This is a genomic window from Sphingomonas sp. OK281 (genome assembly GCF_900115295.1).
Classification (GTDB): Bacteria; Pseudomonadota; Alphaproteobacteria; order Sphingomonadales; family Sphingomonadaceae; genus Sphingomonas.
Genome location: NZ_FOVZ01000004.1, coordinates 20,754 through 38,967, shown reverse-complemented (window position 1 = coordinate 38,967; position 18,214 = coordinate 20,754). Strand labels below are relative to the sequence as shown.

Sequence of the window (18,214 nt, the reverse complement as noted above, 5' to 3'; positions counted from 1 at the left end):
TGCGGCGGCTTTTCGGCGCTATAGCAGCCCGGCGGCGCGATACCACGCCGCGGTTTGCGCGAGCGCCTGCGGTGTCGGGACGGACGGCGTCCACAGCGCGGCCGGCGGCGGCTTGTGCGAGACCCAGTCGGGGTGGCAGAAATAGCTCACCCTGTCGCGCGTGAGCTTGGCCTTGCGTCGCCGGACGAGCCGGTCGGCGGCGGAGGCGAGTTTGAGCAGCGCGCGGGGTGTCGAGAACACCTTGACCGACTTGCCCACGGCCACGCCGATCGCGCGCGCGAAATCGCGATTGTCCCAGCCGTTCGGCACCCCGTCGTCGGGCTCCATGATCGACGGCGCATCGGCACTCTCGGCGAGCGCGAGCAGCAGCGCGGTCAGATCCTCGACGTACAGCAACGAGACGCGCGTGCCGGCCGGCGGCATTGGCACATAACCCGACCGTGCTGCCTTAAAGAGATCGAGGATATCAAGATCGCGCGGACCGAAGATCGCGGGCGGGCGGACGATCGTCCAGTCCAGCCCCGACGTCTGGACACGCGTCTCCGCCTCGGCTTTCGACCAGCCATAGTTCGACAGCGTCGGCTCGCGCGCGGCGAGCGAGGAGACATGGACGAAGCGGCGGATGCCGGCCGCCCGCGTCGCCTGGAGAATGCCTTCGGTGCCGGCGACGTTGCCCTCGGCAAAGCCCGCACGGTTGGCCGCGTTGACGACACCGGCGACGTGGATCACCACGTCCGCGCCTTCCACCAAGGTCGCAAGGCTCTTGGGACGATCGAGCGCACCTTCGATCCAGGTCACGCCGATACGCTTGGCCTGCGGCTTCCGCGCGAGCGCGCGGACGGTGTGCCCGGTCTCAAGCGCATGGTCGATCAGGTGGCTGCCGACGAACCCAGTGCCGCCGGTGATAGCCAGGATCATGACCGCGCTCCCGAGGTAGCATAAGAAGATTGTTCACCCGCGAAGGCGGGTGCCCAGACTGGGCACCCGCCTTCGCGGGTGAACAAGGCGCGGCCGGTCATACGAGCGCCAGATGATTGCGGTGCACGAGTGCGGATCTTGGAGCGTAGCCGAGGATGGCCGCATGATCGTCGCTATGTCGACCAAGCAGGCGCGCGGTATCCGCCGCATCATACTCCGCAAGGCCCCGAGCGACAGTCCCGGCAGGCCCTTCGATCGTCACCAGATCGCCCCGCGTGAAACCCCCGTCGATCCGCGTCGCGCCGGCCGCCAGCAAACTCCGCCCCTGGGCAAGCGCAGCCGCAGCCCCCGCATCGATATGGATCGCCCCCTTCGCGGTCAGCCCACCAGCAAGCCAGGCCTTCCGCGCAGATGCGGTCCTTTCGGCGGTGAAGATCGTATGACGGGCAGGGGTGGACAGCGGATGCTCGATCCGCCCCGACGCGATCGCGAGCGGAATACCCGCACCCGTCGCGATCCGCGCCGCGGCGATCTTCGAGGCCATCCCGCCCGAACCCATCCCCGAGCCCGAACCGTCGTCCGCCATCCCCGCAACCGCATCGATCCGCGGCACGCTGGCGATATGAGTCGCGGACGGATCGGTATGCGGGTTCGCGGTGTAGAGCCCGTCGACGTCGGACAACAGGATTACGCCATGTGCGCCGGCGGCTTGCGCGACGCGAGCGGCTAGGCGGTCATTGTCGCCGAACCGGATTTCCTCGGTCGCGACGCTGTCGTTCTCGTTGATGACCGGCACGACCTTCAGCGACAACAGTCGGTTGAGCGTCGCGGCGGCGTTGAGATAGCGGCGGCGGTCTTCGAGATCGTCGAGCGTGACAAGAATCTGCGCGGCGTTCAGCCCTTGGGCGGCGAGGAGTTCGGCCCAGACCTGGCTGAGCGCGATCTGGCCAGTGGCCGCCGCAGCCTGCGCGTCTTCAAGACTTGCGCGGCCGCCTTTTGCGAGACCAAGTCGACGTGCGCCCAAGGCAATCGCACCAGACGACACGATCGCCACCTGCTGGCCTTCACCAGTCCGAGCAGCAATGTCGGCAACGAGACCGGTCAGCCACTCCCGCCGAACGCTCCCATCAGGATCGACCAGCAACGCCGACCCGATCTTCACGATCAGCCGCGCACAGGACGAAGGTGGAAACATCACTGCTCCCTCTCCCCGTCGGGGAGAGGGTCGGGGTGAGGGGCCGCAAAGCAGTGCTCCACCTGGAACAGCCCCTCACCCAACCCTCTCCCCGGAGGGGAGAAGGCTAAGCATGACGTTAGAGCGGCGACCATGCGACCGGCACTTCGCCTTCTTCCAGTTCCTTCGCCGCGCCCGCCGCCGGCCCGATTGCCTCGATCAACTGGTCGAGCACCGCCTCGATCCCAGCGCCACTCGCACCAGAAATCGCCATCACCTCGGCACCGCTGGCTTCCGCCAGTTCCGCCGACAACGCCGCGATCAGCTCGGGATCAAGCATGTCAATCTTGTTCAGCGCGACGATCACCTTCTTGTCGGTGAGCCCCTCGCCGTAATTCTCCAGCTCGTCGCGCACGATCCGGTACGATTCGGCCACGTCACGGTCGTTCGCATCGACCAGATGCAGCAGCACCCGGCACCGCTCGATATGCCCGAGGAACCGGTCGCCGATCCCCGCACCTTCGGCAGCGCCCTGGATCAGCCCCGGAATATCCGCGACCACAAACTCGCGCTGCTTGTGGCGCACCACGCCCAGCTGCGGGCGGGTGGTGGTAAAAGCATATTCGCCGACCTTGGCCTGCGCGTTCGTCACTTGGTTGATGAAGGTCGACTTGCCCGCATTCGGCAAGCCCACGAGGCCCGCGTCGGCGAGCAGCTTCAGCCGCAGCCAGACCCACGCCTCGCCGAACGGCCAGCCCGTGCCGTGCTGTCGCGGGGTGCGGTTGGTCGAGGTCTTGTAGCTCGCATTGCCGCGCCCGCCATCGCCGCCACGGAACAGCACTTCGCGCTGGCCGACTTCGGTGAAGTCGATCAGCACCTCTTCCTTGTCCTCCGACAGCACCTGCGTGCCGAGCGGAACGCGGATGACGAGGTCCTTGCCGCCCGCGCCGGTGCGGTTCGATCCCGACCCGCCCGAGCCGCGCGGCGCGCGGAAATGCTGCGTATAGCGGAAGTCGATCAGCGTGTTCAGGCCGGCGATGCATTCGAACACGATGTCGCCGCCCTTGCCGCCATTGCCGCCGTCGGGGCCGCCATATTCGATATATTTCTCGCGGCGGAAGCTGACGGCACCGGGGCCGCCCTCACCCGAACGTACGTAGATCTTGGCTTGGTCTAGAAAATGCATCGCCGCCCCATAGCGAAATTGGCGAAAATCTCCACCCTCTGCGATTCGTCTCGCGATTTGCCCCCCGATCCGGTGCGCTCAGCAGCGGGCAGGGGCGGCGGCGTCCTTGCTGGCGAGCAGCGCGTCGAGCGCGAGTTCGCGCGCCTTGCCGACCGGCAGCCCGAGCGCGCGCGCCATCGGTGCCCCCATCAGCGCATCGCCGAGCGCCATCAGCACCAGCGTCAACGTCTGCTCCTGGATCGGCTGGTCGCCGGGCATGTCGCCCTCCGCCAGCTCGTCGACGAGGTCGTGGATCGCGGTCAGGATCGGATCGAGCGCGTTGGTATTGCCCGACAGGATCATCCAGCTCGCCAGCGCCCCCGCGCCGCCCTTGCCGAACGCGTCGAAGGTCATCTCCACGACCTCGCGCGGATCAAGCTCGCCCGCCCGCACGCGCAGCACCGCGGCGCCGATCGTCCCGACGATGTCCGCCGCCATCCGCGTGATCAGCGCAGTGTGCAGCGCTTCCGCCGAGCCGAAATGGTGGAGCAAATTGGCGTGCGTCCGCCCGACGCGGCCTGCCACGGCCTTCAACGTCACTGCGCTGGGGCCGCTCTCGACAAGCAGGGCCCGCGCAGCCTCGACGGCGGCTTCACGCGATTCGGTGGGGGAGAGTCGCTTGCGCGGAGTTGACGTCACGGACTGGGAAACCTATTTACATCAATGTAAGTAATGAACGTTCATTCCTGTTTGGAGGTTTCCGTGGCGAAAGCAACCACGCCTGCCGATCTGACGATCACCCCGCGCGACCGCCGCTTCGGCCGCGGTGCTACGATTCGCCGCTGGTGGCTGAACGACGATTCCGTAGCGACGGCGTTCTACAATGCGCTGTCGGTGACGTTTCCAAAGGGCGAAGGCTATTTCGTCGACAGCGTGCGGAAGTTCCGCGAGGGCACGCCGCCGAAACTCCACGCCGAGATCAACGCCTTCATCAAGCAGGAGGTGATCCACACCCGCGAGCACGTCGCGTTCAACCGCCACGTCACCGACCAGGGCTACGACGTCGCGCCGCTGATCGTGGATGTCGACGCGGCGCTGGCGCTGACCAAGGGGCGTCCGGAGATCGCGAGCCTCGCCGCCACCACCGCGCTCGAGCATTTCACTGCGATGCTGGCGCATGAACTGATCGCGAATCCGAAGCACCTCGCGGGTGGGGACCAGCAGGCGGCGGCGCTCTGGCTGTGGCATGCGGCCGAGGAGATCGAGCACAAGGGTGTCGCGTACGATACGTGGCTGCACGCGACTCGCGACTGGCCACGCTTCACGCGCTGGCGGGTGAAGTCGCTGGTGATGCTGATCACGACATGGCGCTTCTTCACGGGACGCGCACGGGGGATGGCGGAACTGTTGCGGCAGGACGGGCTGACCGGGCCTCGAGTGTGGGCGCGGATGGCGTGGTACGCGTTCGGTAATCCGGGAATGGCCCGCAAGATCGCCGGCGTCTGGGCCGCGTATTTCCTGCCAGGGTTTCATCCGTGGAAGCATGACGATCGCGCGCTGATTGGGTTGGCGGAGAGCGAGTATGAGGCGGCGGTGCTGCCGGTTGCCAAGCGGGCGGTAGCGGTGGCTTAAGCCGTTGCCGAACCAGCACGGACCGCTCATTTGCTAGTTCTCCCGCGAAGGCGGGAGCCCAGGATACCAAACGCCACCGCCCGTGATTTCTGGACCCCCGCCTTCGCGGGGGAACGGGTAGGAGTGGGGCGCAACGTCACCAAGCGTACCACCCCGGCGGAGGCCGGGGCCCAATTGGGGGACGTTGCTAACAGAGGGCAGCGCTCCGTTACCTCGACCTTTCCAATTGGGCCCCGGCCTTCGCCGGGGTGGTGGTAAGTGCTGAGGAAACGGCTGCCCGAGTCACGCAGCCAAAGGCATCGGCGCACATCGGTCGTCATCCAGATCCAGCTCGAACATAACCGCAGGAGCCTCACCCCCACGCCCCCGCGACGTCCGCGCCTCAACCCGCCCTGTCGGCCGAAACCCAAGCTTCGCCAGCACGCGCCCCGACGCCGGGTTGTCCACGAAATGAAACGCATCCAGCCGGTGCAGGCCGAGCGCATGCCGCGCCATCGCCACCACCGCCTCACCAGCCTCGGTCGCATAGCCGCGACCCCACGCCTCGGGTGTCAGCCAATAGCCCAGTTCATGGCCTGCATCCGCCGCCCGGATACCGATACCGCCGACGAGTCGCGGCGTCCCCGCTTCCATCGTCTCGATCATGAAATGTGGGTCGTGCGGCCCACGCGGCGCCGCCAGAAACGCCTCGGCATCCCCCAGCGCATACGGCCAGGGCGCCCGTGCCAGCTTGGCGACCACCGACTCATGGCCGATCGCCCGCGCCAGTGCAGGCGCATCCTCCGGCCAACCCGGCCGCAATGTCAGTCTCTTGGTGCGCGCGAACACAGCTCTCTCCTATCGCGTCATTGCCTGCGCGCATGCCACGTCGGGATGACGGGAGCGCGACAGCCAAGGGGAGGGAGCAATAAAAAAAGGGAGCCGGGGTGACCCGTCTCCCTTGTTCAGGTTCGCTTTCGCGACCCGGGTCACCCTGGTGGGCAACCCGGATGGTTACCCGATGTTATTCGGCTGCTGCAGCCATGTCGCCAGCGTCTTGGCCGACGTCGTTCGCTGCCAGCTCGACCGAGCAGAACTTGCGCCCGAGTTTGCCCTGGCTGAACACGACGCGGCCATCGACCAGCGCGAACAGCGTATGGTCGGTACCGATACCGACGTTCGTGCCCGGATAGAACTTCGTCCCGCGCTGACGCACGAGGATGTTGCCGGCGACGCACGCCTGGCCACCGAACTTCTTAACGCCGAGGCGACGACCGGCCGAATCGCGACCGTTGCGCGAAGAGCCGCCTGCTTTCTTATGTGCCATCTGAAGCTACTCCTTATGCCTGAGCGGCCGGGGCATCAGCCTCGGTCTGCTTGGCGGTCTGGCCACCAACGCTGACGATCTTCAGGATCGTGTGCTGCTGGCGATGGCCGTTCTTGCGACGATAGTTATGACGACGACGCTTCTTGAAAACGATGACCTTGTCCGCCTTCGCCTGCGCGATGATCTCTGCAGCGACAACGAAGCCCTCGACGGACCGCAGCTCCGAGCCTTCGCCCGCCAGCAGAACGTCACCCAGCGTCACCGACGCACCTGCATCGCCCTCGATCTTCTCGATGACGATCTTATCTCCGGCGGCGACGCGATACTGCTTGCCGCCCGTGCGCACGACTGCGAACATGGCCCTTGTCACTTTCCAAATACATGTACCCCACGGACGCAGGGTCCGCCGGGAGAAGCCGGGCAGCTAGGCGAGGGGGGGAGAGTTGTCAACCGCGAAGGGGCGGGAATGGGTGGTAAAGAGGGGGGCGCGTAGGGTCGTCTACCACAACGCCACAAGATTGTTTCCCCGCGAAGGCGGGGACCCAGACTGGACTCCCCCTTCGCGGGAGAACGAACTTCACTGGATTAAAGCGATTCGTCCTTAGTGCCGATGAACCTGCCGCAGCGAGTACCGCCCATCCGCATATTCGCTGAACAGCCCATCGATCGCCGGATGGTCGACTGGCTCGTCGCTGTCGTCGGGCACCAAGTTCTGTTGGCTCACATACGCGACGTAGCTCGACTCCATGTTCTCGGCGAGCAGGTGATAGAAGGGTTGATCCTTCCGAGGGCGAATGTCCTCGGGAATCGCCGCATACCACTCGTCGCTGTTCGCAAACACCGGGTCGACGTCGAAGATCACGCCGCGAAAGTCGAACAGCCGGTGCCGCACGACGTCACCGATCGAGAAATTCGCATGCGAGACCGGCGGTGCGACCACCTCGGCGGGCACGATCGGGCGGGTGATGTCGTGAGCGATACTGTCGTGTCGGGGCATATCTCCCAATCTAAGGTGTGTTTTGCGCTGCACAAGGAAAACGCGTCGAGCAGTGCATGAGGCCCCAAAACCCTCTTGCATCGCCAGGAGCACTTCATTAGAGGCCGCGCTTCGACCGATCGGAGGCGCTGTTCGCAGAGCTTCGGATGACCTGCGGAGAGGTGGCAGAGTGGTCGAACGTACCGCACTCGAAATGCGGCGTACCCGCGAGGGTACCGTGGGTTCGAATCCCACCCTCTCCGCCATTACTTTCTGACATCGCTGGATAATCGCCCCTCTGGGCGCTCGCTCGTGGTGCTGTCGTTACGGGGCGCCGCAGTTCGCTGCACGGCGTTTGGCGCAAACTTCACGCTCCCTCCACGCGAACGAATGTCGAAATCCAGAAAGACCAGCGGATCTGTTTGGTTTCAGGTCCCGACTTTCACCGGAATAACGGCGTGATATCGGCGTGGATCACTGCTGCGGAAGATGTCGCAAAGTATAGATCGCTGCGGTGAACCATGCCGGACAAGCAAACGCCCGGACCGTTGCCGATCCGGGCGCCTGCGTGACGATCGCTCGTCAGCCCCCATTTTTTTGCTCTCGCATCTCGTCTTGCGACGGAGCGGAAAAGCAGTCCCCGAACCACGGCCGTTGCCTGTGTCTCAGCGAGTTTGTTGCTAGTTATGTCCGTTGATTTTGTCACGGTCTTTGCGTGGGGCGGCTCACGATTGAACTGCGCCTGTGGCGATTACGCAACAGACCAATCTAGACACTTCCGGATCGGGACTATCCGGTCCGATACGAGGCGACCGCCGCTCCCCGCGTACGCGCCTGACGCGCAGGCCCGACGGTTGCCTCGCAACGGGCCGCGTCCTAGAGCCGCTGCACTCTATCCCTAACGATCGAACCTGGCCGCCCATGATCCTGTCCCGCTACGAACGGATGATAGCCCGCCGCTATCTGCTGCCGGGCAAGGGCGAGGCCTTCATCTTCCTCGTCGCCTCGATCAGCCTGGTCGCGGTGATGCTCGGCGTCGCCGCGCTGGTGATCGTGATGAGCGTGATGAACGGCTTCCGCGCCGAGCTCTTCGACAAGATCGTCGGGCTCAACGGCCATGCGGTGGTGCAGGGCGTCGGCGGCAAGTTGCCCGACTGGCGCGAGATCGTCGCGCAGGCGCAGAAGACGCCGGGCGTTACCAGCGCGCTGCCGCTGATCGAACAGCCGCTTGCCGCCACCTATAACGGCCGTGCCGAGGCGGTGCTGGTGCGCGGCATGCGCGTCGACGACATCCGGCGCAATTCGACGATCAGCAACAAGGTGATCATGGGCTCGCTCCAGTCGATCACGCAGGGGTCCGGGCGCATCGCGATCGGTTCGCGCCTCGCCGAGTCGCTCGGTGCGCAGGTCGGCTCGGAGATCTCGCTGTTCAGCCCGCAAGGCCAGACCACGCCGTTCGGCACCGTCCCGCGGATCGTCAGCTACACGGTCGGCGCGATCTTCGAGATCGGTGTGTACGACTATGACAAGGCGTACATCATCATGCCGATCGAGGATGCGCAGACGCTGCTCCTGATGGGCGACGCGGCCGGCATGGTCGAGCTAAAGACGGTCGATGCGGACCGCGTCGGCGAGATCCTGAAGCCGCTCGCGGACAAGATCGGCGGCAACGCGGTGATCGCCGACTGGCGGACGATGAACGCGCAGCTGTTCGAGGCACTCGCGGTCGAGCGCGTCGCGATGTTCACCGTGCTGTCGATCATCATCCTGGTCGCGGTGTTCAACATCCTCTCGTCGCTGATCATGCTGGTCCGCGCCAAGACGCGCGACATCGCGATTTTACGCACGATGGGCGCGACGCGCGGCTCGATGATGCGGATCTTCATCGTCGTCGGCACCACCATCGGCGCGCTCGGGACGGTCGCGGGGCTCGTGCTCGGCTTTATCTTCCTGTTCTACCGACAGGGCGTGGTGAATTTCGTCCAGCTCCTCACCGGCCAGAATCTGTGGGATCCGTCGATCCGCTACCTCACCGAACTCCCGTCGAAGACCGACCCCGTCGAGATCGTCGTGATCGCGCTGATGGCGCTCGTCTTCAGCTTCCTCGCAACGCTCTATCCGGCCTGGAAAGCGGCGAGTACCGACCCCGTGCAGGTGCTGCGTTATGAATGAAGGCCTCAAAATCGATCGCCAGATCGAGAAGTTCGACGATTATGTCCTCCAGACCAGCGGACTGACCAAGAGCTTCACGCAGGGTGGCGCGACCATCGACGTCCTGCGCGGCGTCGACCTCGCGATCGCGCCGGGCGAGATCGTCGCGCTGCTCGGGCCGTCGGGGTCGGGCAAGTCGACGCTGTTGCAAGCCGTCGGCCTGCTCGAGGGTGGCTTCCAGGGATCGATCCGGATCGCGGGTACCGAGGCGGCCAAGCTCAACGCGCATGAGCGCACCGTGGTACGCCGCGACAGCCTCGGCTTCGTCTACCAGTTCCATCACCTGCTGCCGGACTTCAACGCGACGGAGAACGTCGTCCTCCCGCAACTCGTCCACGGCGCCACTCGGGTCGAGGCGGACCGGCGAGCAGCGGAATTGCTGACCCAGCTCGGGCTCGGCCACCGCCTGACGCACCGTCCGAGCCAGCTCTCCGGCGGCGAGCAACAGCGCGTCGCGGTCGCCCGCGCCCTCGCCAACAAGCCCGCGCTGGTGCTGGCGGACGAGCCGACCGGCAATCTCGACGAACATACCGCCGACATCGTCTTCGCCGAGTTCATCCGGCTTGTCCGCGAACAGGGAACGGCCGCCGTGGTCGCGACGCACAACGAGCGGCTCGCGGCGCGCATGGACCGCGTGCTGCGACTGCACGAGGGACGGCTGGCGTGACCTGGGGCGAGACGCCGACGCTCACCGGGCGTCACGTCACGCTCCGCCCGCTGGTCGCCGACGACATGGACGCGCTGGTCGCGGCGGCGTCGGCGGACAACCTCTGGGACACATTCTACGCCAACGTCGCGATGATGAAGGCGCCCGACCGCTGGCTCGCCGCAGCGTTGCGTGAGCAGGATTTCGGGCGGGCGCGGTTGTTCGCGGTAGTGGCTGGCGGGACCGTTATCGGCACTACGCGCTTCATGCGGATGAACGAGGGCAACAAGCGGCTTGAGATCGGCGGCACCTTCTACGCCAAATCCGTACAGCGCACCGGCGTCAATACCGAGGCCAAGCTCATGCTGCTGACGCACGCCTTCGATGCCCTCGGCTGCGAATGCGTTCAGATCCGCACCGATTCGCTCAACAAGAACTCCCAGCGCGCGATCGAACGCTTGGGCGCTAAGCGCGACGGCGTGCTGCGCGGGCATCAGGTGATGGCCAACGGCCGCTTGCGCGACACCGTCGTCTACAGCATCCTCCGCCACGAATGGCCCGGCGTGCGTCAGAACCTGGCGTATCTGCTGGCCCGACATCCCGCCTAACTGGAGGACCGCCCATGACAGCGATCACCGACTTCACCGTGAAGACCGCCGACGGGACCACGGCTTCGCTCGAACCCTATCATGGCAAGGTGCTACTGATCGTAAACACTGCGTCGAAATGCGGCTTCACCCCCCAATATGACGGACTCGAAGCACTCCATCGCGATTATGCCGATCGAGGTTTCGAAGTGCTCGCGTTCCCGTGCAACCAGTTCGGCGGGCAGGAGCCGGGTGACGCGGCCGAGATCGCCAATTTTTGCACGCTGACCTACGACGTGACGTTTCCGGTCTTCGCGAAGATCGACGTCAACGGGGCAGGGGCGGACCCGCTGTTCGAGCGGTTGAAGTCGGATGCGCCGGGCGTGCTGGGATCGAAGGCGATCAAGTGGAACTTCACCAAGTTCCTGGTTGGGCGCGATGGGGAGGTCGTCGACCGCTACGCCCCAACCACCAAGCCCGAGGACATCCGCAAGGATATCGAGAAGCTGCTGTAGAAGCCCACCCCACACCCGGCACCACCCCGGCGAAGGCCGGGGCCCAGTTGGAAAGGTCGCAGTAACGAAGCGCAGACTTCAGTTAGCAATGTCTCCCAACTGGGCCCCGGCCTTCGCCGGGGTAGTGTGTAAGGGGATAAGCTGGCGTATCCCGAAGCAAGCATGTTCCCCCGCGAAGGCGGGGGCCCAGACTGGACTCCCGCCTTCGCGGGAGAACACACTAGGCGTCAAACCGAAAACGCCGGCGCGCCCTTCTTGTGCGCGAGTGCCGAAGCAACCGAGGTAACCCCACCAAACAAGAAACTGATCCCCAGCACATACCCCGGCAAGGTCAACGCCGACCAAGGCAGCGTCGCCAGCACGATCACCGCCAATACGATGTTCACAACACCCAGCGCGATCATCAGCCACTTGCCACGCCGAAACCGCGCCCCAAGCCCGATCTCCAGCGCCCCGCGAACACCTAGCCAAACCGCGATCAGCAACGTCAGCGAAATAGCCCCCGTCGCCGGCTCGAACGCCATGATCAGCCCGATCACCAGCGACACCAGCCCAAACCCGATCGCATAGCCGCGTCCCTCATGCCCCCTGCCGGCAAACCCCGACACGATCGACACGATCCCGGCGGCAATCAGGAACGCCCCGATCACCAAAGTCGCGGCATAGGTCGCGGAAAACGGCGACGCGAACGCCATGATCCCGAGTACCACCGACAGCACGCCGTAAGCCAGCATCCACCCCCAGCCGGCGCCAGCGCGCGGCGTTCCTGCAGCTGTGGTTTCGGTATCGGCAAAACGCCCGCGTGGATCGGTCATGAAGAGTGCTCCCAGAAGTCCCCGCCGCAACGGCTCGTCGTGTCCTCGGTTCCGATCGGACTCATCCCGGCTGGTCGAATCACGCCGCAGCGCCTACCTCCGGTCGATGCATTCCGGTTACGTCCCCCTCCGCGTTTTCTCCTGCTACACCATGCTCGACGGCGCCATCGATCCGAAAGCGATCGCCAAGCAGGCGCGCGCGCTGGGCTTCCCCGCCGCCGCGCTGACCGATCGCAACGGGCTCTACGCCGCGATGGCGTATTCGGACGCCGCCAAGAAGGACGGCGTCCAGCCGATCATCGGAGTCATGCTCGGCGTCGGTCGCCCCGATATGCCCGACGGCGTCGCGACGCAGTTCGACTGGCTCGCGCTCTACGCGCAGAACATGACCGGCTACGACAACCTCTGCGCACTCGTCTCGATGGCGCATCTCGACCGCCCGATCGAGATGCCCGCGCATGTCGACTTCGCCGCGCTCGAACGCCACACCGACGGCCTGATCGCGCTCACCGCAGGCGGCGAAGGCGGCCTCGCCCGCCTCTTCGCGGAAGGCCAGCCCGACCGCGCCCGCGCCTATCTCGACCGCCTGCAAGGCCTGTTCGGCGACCGCCTCTACATCGAACTCTCGCGCCGCAACGACGCGATCGAGATGGCGGCCGAAACCGACCTCATCGACATCGCCTATGAGCGCAACCTGCCGCTTGTCGCGACCAACCCGTGCTGCTTCACCGAGAGCGCGTTCGGCGACGCGCACGACGCCATGCTCTGCATCGCGCACTCGACCTATGTCGAGACCGAGGACCGCATCCGCAGTTGCCCCGAAGCGTGGATGAAGCCCGCGCCGGTGATGCACGAGATGTTCGCCGACCTGCCCGAGGCGATCGCGAACACGCTCGTCGTCGCCCAGCGCTGCGCGGTGATGGCACCGTACCGCAAGCCGATCCTCCCCAGCCTCGCCGGCGATATCGAGGGCGAGGCCAAGCTCCTCCGCGACGACGCCGAAGCCGGTCTCGAAGCACGCCTAGCCCGCATCACCGAACTCCACGGTGAGGGTGAGGACGGCTGGCGCGATGTCTACCGCAAGCGGCTCGCGTTCGAGGTCGACGTGATCGTCCAGATGGGCTTCCCCGGCTATTTCCTGATCGTCGCCGACTTCATCAAATGGGCGAAGGATCACGACATCCCGGTCGGCCCGGGCCGTGGCTCGGGCGCAGGCTCGGTCGTCGCCTGGTCGCTGACGATCACCGATCTCGACCCGATCAAGCTCGGCCTGCTGTTCGAGCGCTTCCTGAACCCGGAACGCGTGTCGATGCCCGATTTCGACATCGATTTCTGCGAAACCCGCCGCGTGGAGGTGATCCGCTACGTCCAGGAGAAATACGGCCGCGATCAGGTCGCGCAGATCATCACCTTCGGAAAACTGAAGGCGCGCGCGGTGCTCAAGGACACCGGTCGCGTGCTGCAGATGAGCTACGGCCAGATCGATCGTCTCGCCAAACTGGTCCCGAACCACCCGACCGATCCCTGGACGCTGGAACGCGCGCTCAACGGCGTCGGCGAACTGGCGAAGGAATACGCCAACGACAACGGCGTGCGGAAGCTGCTCGACTTGGCGATGAAGCTGGAGGGCCTGCCGCGTCACTCGTCGACGCACGCCGCCGGCGTCGTGATTGGCGATCGACCGCTTGCACAGCTCGTCCCGCTCTACCGCGATCCGCGGTCCGACATGCCAGTCACGCAGTTCGACATGAAATATGTCGAGGGCGCCGGCCTCGTGAAGTTCGATTTCCTCGGGCTGAAGACGCTGTCGGTGCTTCAGAAGGCGGTGCAACTGCTCGCCAAGCGCGGCGTTACGGTCGATCTCGAGGCGCTCGAATGGGACGATGCGGGTGTCTACGCGCTCCTGCAAAAGGGCGACACGGTCGGCGTGTTCCAGCTCGAGTCGGAGGGCATGCGCCGCACGCTGTCGGCCGTCCGCCCATCCAATTTCGGCGACATCATCGCGCTCGTGTCGCTCTATCGACCGGGCCCGATGGACAACATCCCGTCGTTCGGCCGCCGCAAGAACGGCACCGAGGCGATCGACTACCCCCACCCGCTGCTCGAACCGATCCTGTCCGAGACCTACGGGATCTTCGTCTATCAGGAGCAGGTCATGCAGGCCGCGCAGGTGCTGGCCGGCTTCTCGCTCGGCGGCGCGGATCTGTTGCGGCGCGCGATGGGCAAGAAGGTTAAGGCCGAGATGGACGCGCAGCGCGCGGGGTTCGTCGAGGGTTGCCTGAGCGTCAACGGCATCAAGAAGGCCGAGGCGAACGCGCTGTTCGACTTGATCGACAAGTTCGCCGGCTATGGCTTCAACAAGAGCCACGCGGCGGCTTACGCGCTGCTCGCCTACCAGACCGCGTGGCTGAAAGCGCACCACCCGCACGAATTCTTCGCCGCCTCGATGTGCTACGACCTGCACCAGACCGACAAGCTCGCGATCTTCACCGATGACATGCGCCGTCTCGGGATCACCGCATTGCCGCCCTGCATCAACGCGAGCCAAGCCGAGTTCGACGTCGAGGTCTTGGCGGATGCTGACGCCCAACCAGCAGAGTGTTCACCCGCGAAGGCGGGTGCCCAGACTGGGTCCCCGCCTTCGCGGGGAAACAATCTTGCTGTTCGCTACGCGCTAGGCGCCCTCAAGAGCGTCGGCGAAGGCGCGATGGAGAAGCTCATCGTCGAGCGCGTCCAGAACGGCCCGTTCGCGGGCCTCGACGACCTCGCCAAGCGAGTCGACCCGCGCCTACTCAACAAGCGCCAGCTCGAAACTCTCGCCGCCGCCGGTGCCTTCGACGGTCTCGACCAGAACCGCGCCGGCATCCACGCCACCGCCGAGACGATCCTCGCGATCGCCGCCCGCACGCACGAACAGAAGACCAGCGGGCAGGGCGGCCTGTTCGGTGACGCCGAGCCCGCAGGCGACGCGATCAAGCTGCCGCCGTCGGTCCGCTGGACGCTAAGCCAGCGCATGGACCAGGAGAAGGAGGCGTTTGGCTTCTATTTCTCGGCACACCCGGTCGATCGGCATCGCCACATCGCGGTCAGCCATGGCGCCCGCGCCTACACCGCACTGTCCGAGCTCAACATCCCCGACGACGGCAGCCGCGCCGGCGCGACGATGGCGGTGCTGGTCGAGGACGCGCGCTATCGCACGTCCGCACGCGGCAAGCGCTTCATGATGGCGCAATGCTCCGACGCCAGCGGCCAGTTCATGGCGACCTGCTTCGACGACCAGGTATCGAAGGATCTCGAAGAGGCAGCAAAGGCCGGCGGCTGCGGGCTCATCACCGTCGAGCTCGATCGCAAGCCCGGCGAGGACACGCCGCGCGTCAGTATCAAGCGTATCCAGCCGTTCGAAGGCCTCGCCAACCTCGCGCGCTTCCAGGTGGTCGTGACGATCTCCGAGATGAGCGCGTTTGCCGGCCTCGCCTCGCTGCTCGCGGAGCATCGCGGCGCGCGCGGCGAGGTTCGCGTCCGTGCGAAGCTGCCCGACGGCGAGGTCTGCATCCTGCTGGGTCGCGACTTCCTGCTCGACGGAGAGCTTGTCGAGCACATCGAGTCGTTGCACGGTGTCGCCAAGGTGGAGATGAAGACCTCGGAAACGAGGCTCGCTCTGGTCGGTTAACTGCTTGGGAGAGCATGAATGCTGGGTGGAATGCAGGATTTCGAGCTTCGTGTTCCCAGGCTGATCGATCACGCCGCGCGCGAGCATGGCGCGCGGGAGCTGGTCAGCTACTGGGCCGATGGTCGCGAGACGCGCACCAACTGGGCCGGTATCGCGCGCGACGCCCGCAAACTGGCCCAAGCGCTTGAAAAACTCGGGGTGGTGCCCGGCGACCGGGTCGCGACGCTGGCGATGAACCACGCGCATCACCTCGTCGCCTGGTACGGCACGATCGGCATGGGCGGCGTGATACAAACGATCAATCCGCGGCTGTTCGACGAACAACTCGTCTACATCGCCAACCACGCCGAAGACCGCGTGATGCTCTACGACAAGGCATTCCAGCCGCTCGTCGATCGCCTCCGCGGGCAATGGGGCAGCATCCGCCACTACATCTGCTTCGACGACCTGGGACCTGACGGCTTCCAGGCGCTGCTCGACGCCCAGGACGGCGACTACGCGTGGGTCGAAGGCCCCGAGCGCGAGCCTTGCATGCTCTGCTACACCAGCGGCACCACCGGCAATCCGAAGGGCGTCCTTTACACCCACCGCTCGACCATGATCCACGCGATGGCCGAGGTCGCGCCGTGGGTGTTCGATCTCTCGCCCAACGCCGTCGTGCTCCCGGTCGTGCCGATGTTCCACGCTGCAGCCTGGGGCCTGCCGTTCGCCTGCGCGCTGTCGGGCGCGAAGGTCGTCTATTCCGCGGTCAACGATCCGGCCGTGCTGTGCCGGCTGATGAACGACGAGAAGGTCACGCACTCCGCCGGCGTGCCGACCGTCTGGCTCGCGATGTTCGGCCACATGGAAGCATCCGGCGATGCCCCGCGCCATCTTAAGCAGGTAACGATCGGCGGCTCGGCGGCCCCCCGCGCGATGATCGAGCGGATCATGGGCATGGGCGCCACCGTCAAGCACCTCTGGGGCATGACCGAAACCTCGCCGATCGGCACCGCCGGCTTCGCGCCGCCACACTGGGACGACATGACCCACGACGAGAAACTCGACCTCGTCGGCAAGCAGGGGAGTATCCCCTTCGGCATCGAACTCCGCATCATCGATGACGAGGGCACTGTCCTGGCCCGTGACGGCAAGGTCGCCGGCCGGTTGCAGGTCCGCGGCCCTTGGGTAGTCCAACGCTATTTTGGCGCCGACGAAGATGCGGTGGATGCGGACGGCTGGTTCGACACCGGCGACGTCGCGATGCTTCACGCGGATGGCACAATGCAGATCACCGACCGCTCGAAGGACGTCATTAAGTCCGGCGGCGAATGGATCAGCTCGGTCGACCTGGAGAACGCCGCGGTCGGCTGTCAGGGCGTCGCGGAGGCTGCAGCGATCGGCATCCACCACCCGAAGTGGGACGAGCGCCCGCTGTTGCTTGTAGTGCGCAAACCCGGCAGCGACGTCGGAGAAGCCGAGATCCGCGACCACCTGGCAAAGCACGTCGCCAAATGGTGGCTACCCGACGCGATCGTGTTCGTCGACGACCTGCCACACACCGCGACGGGCAAGCTGCTGAAGACCGCCCTGCGCGAACGCTTCAAGGATTTCGCACTGGCGGCCGCCTGACTTCCCCCCTCCCTGGAAGGGAGGGGCCGGGGGTGGGTCGGCCCGCTCATGGTGCAATGTCTCCTGATACGGAACCCGACCCACCCCCAACCCCTCCCTTCCAGGGAAAGGGAGAATGCTCCACACCGCACCCTTCATTTCGCACTTGCACAATTCCCACGATCCGGCAGCTTGTGCCCATGACAGCCGCCCCCCCGATCATCCGTACCGGCGCAAACGAGGCGAACGCCGTCACGTTGCCTGCACGGCCGGAAGCGCTCCGCCTCGATCCCGCCGAAACCGCGGTCGTCGTCATCGACATGCAGAACGCCTACGCCTCCCCCGGCGGCTACGTCGACACGGCGGGCTTCGACATCGCAGGCTCGGCCGGCACGATCGCCCAGATCGCCAAGGTCCTCGACACCGCCCGCGCGGCGAAAATGCCGGTCGTGTTCCTCCAGAACGGCTGGGACCCAGACTATGTCGAGGCCGGCGGCCCGGGCTCGCCCAACTGGCACAAGTCCAACGCGCTCAAGACCATGCGCGCTCGTCCCGAACTCCAAGGCCAGTTCCTCGCCCGCGGCGGCTGGGACTACGAGATCGTCGACGCGCTCGCGCCCCAACCCGGTGACATCCGCGTGCAGAAAACCCGCTACAGCGCGTTCTTCAACTCGCAGCTCGACAGCATCCTGCGCTCGCGCGGCATCCGCAATATCGTCTTCGTCGGCATCGCTACCAACGTCTGCGTCGAGAGCACGCTGCGCGACGGCTTCCACCTCGAATATTTCGGCGTGATGCTGGAGGACGCGACGCACCATCTCGGGCCGCCCGAGATGCAGGCGGCCACCGTCTACAATGTCGAGAAGTTCTTCGGCTGGGTCAGCACCGTTGGCGATTTCTGCGGCTCGTTCGGGCAGTTGCCGAAGTGAATCTTCCTGGTTCTCTCGCAAACGCGGGGGCCCAGGCATCGCGAACGATACCGCCCGCAACCCTGGACTCCCGCCTCCGC

At 65.7% G+C, this 18,214-nt stretch carries 17 protein-coding genes and 1 tRNA gene; 9 read left to right on the top strand and 9 right to left on the bottom strand.

Annotation, left to right across the window (positions count from 1 at the left end; translation table 11 throughout):
- Positions 1-18: 18 nt before the first annotated feature.
- The 4 genes from BM244_RS14425 to BM244_RS14410 form a co-directional block, all read right to left on the bottom strand.
- A complete protein-coding gene (locus BM244_RS14425; protein WP_093399631.1) occupies positions 19-918 on the bottom strand; it encodes an NAD-dependent epimerase/dehydratase family protein in 900 nt (299 codons plus the stop codon).
- A gap of 97 nt (positions 919-1,015) precedes the next feature.
- Entirely contained in the window at positions 1,016-2,113 is a 1,098-nt protein-coding gene (gene proB / locus BM244_RS14420) for a glutamate 5-kinase (RefSeq protein ID WP_093399630.1), read from the bottom strand.
- 118 nt (positions 2,114-2,231) lie between these two features.
- Positions 2,232-3,278 (bottom strand): GTPase ObgE, encoded by a 1,047-nt coding sequence (gene obgE / locus BM244_RS14415; RefSeq protein WP_093399629.1) that lies wholly within the window; start codon positions 3,276-3,278, stop codon positions 2,232-2,234.
- A 78-nt stretch (positions 3,279-3,356) separates the two neighbouring features.
- Positions 3,357-3,956, bottom strand: a complete 600-nt coding sequence (locus tag BM244_RS14410) for a TetR/AcrR family transcriptional regulator (RefSeq protein WP_056055838.1) — start codon at positions 3,954-3,956, stop codon at positions 3,357-3,359.
- A 63-nt stretch (positions 3,957-4,019) separates the two neighbouring features.
- Between BM244_RS14410 and BM244_RS14405 the strand changes: the two genes are divergently transcribed.
- On the top strand, positions 4,020-4,889 hold the full coding sequence (locus BM244_RS14405; protein ID WP_093399628.1) for a metal-dependent hydrolase: 870 nt from the start codon (positions 4,020-4,022) through the stop codon (positions 4,887-4,889).
- A 282-nt stretch (positions 4,890-5,171) separates the two neighbouring features.
- Here BM244_RS14405 and BM244_RS14400 read toward each other — a convergent pair whose 3' ends face one another.
- The 4 genes from BM244_RS14400 to hspQ all read right to left on the bottom strand — a co-directional run bounded on the left by BM244_RS14400 (position 5,172) and on the right by hspQ (position 7,192).
- A complete protein-coding gene (locus BM244_RS14400) occupies positions 5,172-5,717 on the bottom strand; it encodes a GNAT family N-acetyltransferase (protein ID WP_254784460.1) in 546 nt (181 codons plus the stop codon).
- 175 nt (positions 5,718-5,892) lie between these two features.
- Positions 5,893-6,195 (bottom strand): 50S ribosomal protein L27, encoded by a 303-nt coding sequence (gene rpmA, locus BM244_RS14395; protein WP_060527420.1) that lies wholly within the window; start codon positions 6,193-6,195, stop codon positions 5,893-5,895.
- Positions 6,196-6,208: 13 nt separating this feature from the next.
- Positions 6,209-6,553 (bottom strand): 50S ribosomal protein L21, encoded by a 345-nt coding sequence (gene rplU / locus BM244_RS14390; RefSeq protein WP_056065957.1) that lies wholly within the window; start codon positions 6,551-6,553, stop codon positions 6,209-6,211.
- A gap of 243 nt (positions 6,554-6,796) precedes the next feature.
- A complete protein-coding gene (hspQ, locus tag BM244_RS14385) occupies positions 6,797-7,192 on the bottom strand; it encodes a heat shock protein HspQ (RefSeq protein WP_093399627.1) in 396 nt (131 codons plus the stop codon).
- A 155-nt stretch (positions 7,193-7,347) separates the two neighbouring features.
- Here hspQ and BM244_RS14380 point away from each other — a divergent pair.
- From BM244_RS14380 to BM244_RS14360, 5 genes are all read left to right on the top strand, one after another.
- Positions 7,348-7,437, top strand: a tRNA-Ser gene (locus BM244_RS14380).
- A gap of 655 nt (positions 7,438-8,092) precedes the next feature.
- Entirely contained in the window at positions 8,093-9,343 is a 1,251-nt protein-coding gene (locus BM244_RS14375; RefSeq protein ID WP_093399626.1) for a lipoprotein-releasing ABC transporter permease subunit, read from the top strand.
- Positions 9,336-10,049 (top strand): ABC transporter ATP-binding protein, encoded by a 714-nt coding sequence (locus tag BM244_RS14370; RefSeq protein WP_093399625.1) that lies wholly within the window; start codon positions 9,336-9,338, stop codon positions 10,047-10,049. Before BM244_RS14375 ends, BM244_RS14370 begins: the two co-directional genes overlap by 8 nt.
- Positions 10,046-10,636: a GNAT family N-acetyltransferase gene (locus BM244_RS14365; protein ID WP_093399624.1), complete on the top strand. Its 591-nt coding sequence runs from the start codon at positions 10,046-10,048 to the stop codon at positions 10,634-10,636. Before BM244_RS14370 ends, BM244_RS14365 begins: the two co-directional genes overlap by 4 nt.
- A gap of 14 nt (positions 10,637-10,650) precedes the next feature.
- The gene (locus BM244_RS14360) at positions 10,651-11,130 is read left to right on the top strand and encodes a glutathione peroxidase (protein WP_093399623.1); all 480 of its coding nucleotides are present in this window, start codon (positions 10,651-10,653) and stop codon (positions 11,128-11,130) included.
- Positions 11,131-11,357: 227 nt separating this feature from the next.
- Here the strand turns inward: BM244_RS14360 and BM244_RS14355 are convergent, their stop codons facing one another.
- Positions 11,358-11,945: an HdeD family acid-resistance protein gene (locus BM244_RS14355; protein WP_093399622.1), complete on the bottom strand. Its 588-nt coding sequence runs from the start codon at positions 11,943-11,945 to the stop codon at positions 11,358-11,360.
- A gap of 106 nt (positions 11,946-12,051) precedes the next feature.
- Between BM244_RS14355 and dnaE the strand changes: the two genes are divergently transcribed.
- The 3 genes from dnaE to rutB all read left to right on the top strand — a co-directional run bounded on the left by dnaE (position 12,052) and on the right by rutB (position 18,134).
- The gene (gene dnaE / locus BM244_RS14350; RefSeq protein ID WP_093399621.1) at positions 12,052-15,615 is read left to right on the top strand and encodes a DNA polymerase III subunit alpha; all 3,564 of its coding nucleotides are present in this window, start codon (positions 12,052-12,054) and stop codon (positions 15,613-15,615) included.
- Between the two features lie 18 nt (positions 15,616-15,633).
- Positions 15,634-17,226, top strand: a complete 1,593-nt coding sequence (locus BM244_RS14345) for a long-chain fatty acid--CoA ligase (protein ID WP_093399620.1) — start codon at positions 15,634-15,636, stop codon at positions 17,224-17,226.
- A gap of 179 nt (positions 17,227-17,405) precedes the next feature.
- Positions 17,406-18,134: a pyrimidine utilization protein B gene (gene rutB, locus BM244_RS14340; protein WP_093399619.1), complete on the top strand. Its 729-nt coding sequence runs from the start codon at positions 17,406-17,408 to the stop codon at positions 18,132-18,134.
- Positions 18,135-18,214: the final 80 nt, after the last annotated feature.

Excerpts from the sequence above, each read along its gene's own strand:
- BM244_RS14425 (WP_093399631.1), bottom strand. The coding sequence starts at position 918 with ATGATCCTGGCTATCACCGGCGGCACTGGGTTCGTCGGCAGCCACCTG.
- proB (WP_093399630.1), bottom strand. The coding sequence starts at position 2,113 with ATGTTTCCACCTTCGTCCTGTGCGCGGCTGATCGTGAAGATCGGGTCG.
- obgE (WP_093399629.1), bottom strand. The coding sequence starts at position 3,278 with ATGCATTTTCTAGACCAAGCCAAGATCTACGTACGTTCGGGTGAGGGC.
- rpmA (WP_060527420.1), bottom strand. The coding sequence starts at position 6,195 with ATGGCACATAAGAAAGCAGGCGGCTCTTCGCGCAACGGTCGCGATTCG.
- rplU (WP_056065957.1), bottom strand. The coding sequence starts at position 6,553 with ATGTTCGCAGTCGTGCGCACGGGCGGCAAGCAGTATCGCGTCGCCGCC.
- hspQ (WP_093399627.1), bottom strand. The coding sequence starts at position 7,192 with ATGCCCCGACACGACAGTATCGCTCACGACATCACCCGCCCGATCGTG.
- BM244_RS14375 (WP_093399626.1), top strand. The coding sequence starts at position 8,093 with ATGATCCTGTCCCGCTACGAACGGATGATAGCCCGCCGCTATCTGCTG.
- BM244_RS14370 (WP_093399625.1), top strand. The coding sequence starts at position 9,336 with ATGAATGAAGGCCTCAAAATCGATCGCCAGATCGAGAAGTTCGACGAT.
- BM244_RS14360 (WP_093399623.1), top strand. The coding sequence starts at position 10,651 with ATGACAGCGATCACCGACTTCACCGTGAAGACCGCCGACGGGACCACG.
- BM244_RS14355 (WP_093399622.1), bottom strand. The coding sequence starts at position 11,945 with ATGACCGATCCACGCGGGCGTTTTGCCGATACCGAAACCACAGCTGCA.
- dnaE (WP_093399621.1), top strand. The coding sequence starts at position 12,052 with ATGCATTCCGGTTACGTCCCCCTCCGCGTTTTCTCCTGCTACACCATG.
- BM244_RS14345 (WP_093399620.1), top strand. The coding sequence starts at position 15,634 with ATGCTGGGTGGAATGCAGGATTTCGAGCTTCGTGTTCCCAGGCTGATC.
- rutB (WP_093399619.1), top strand. The coding sequence starts at position 17,406 with ATGACAGCCGCCCCCCCGATCATCCGTACCGGCGCAAACGAGGCGAAC.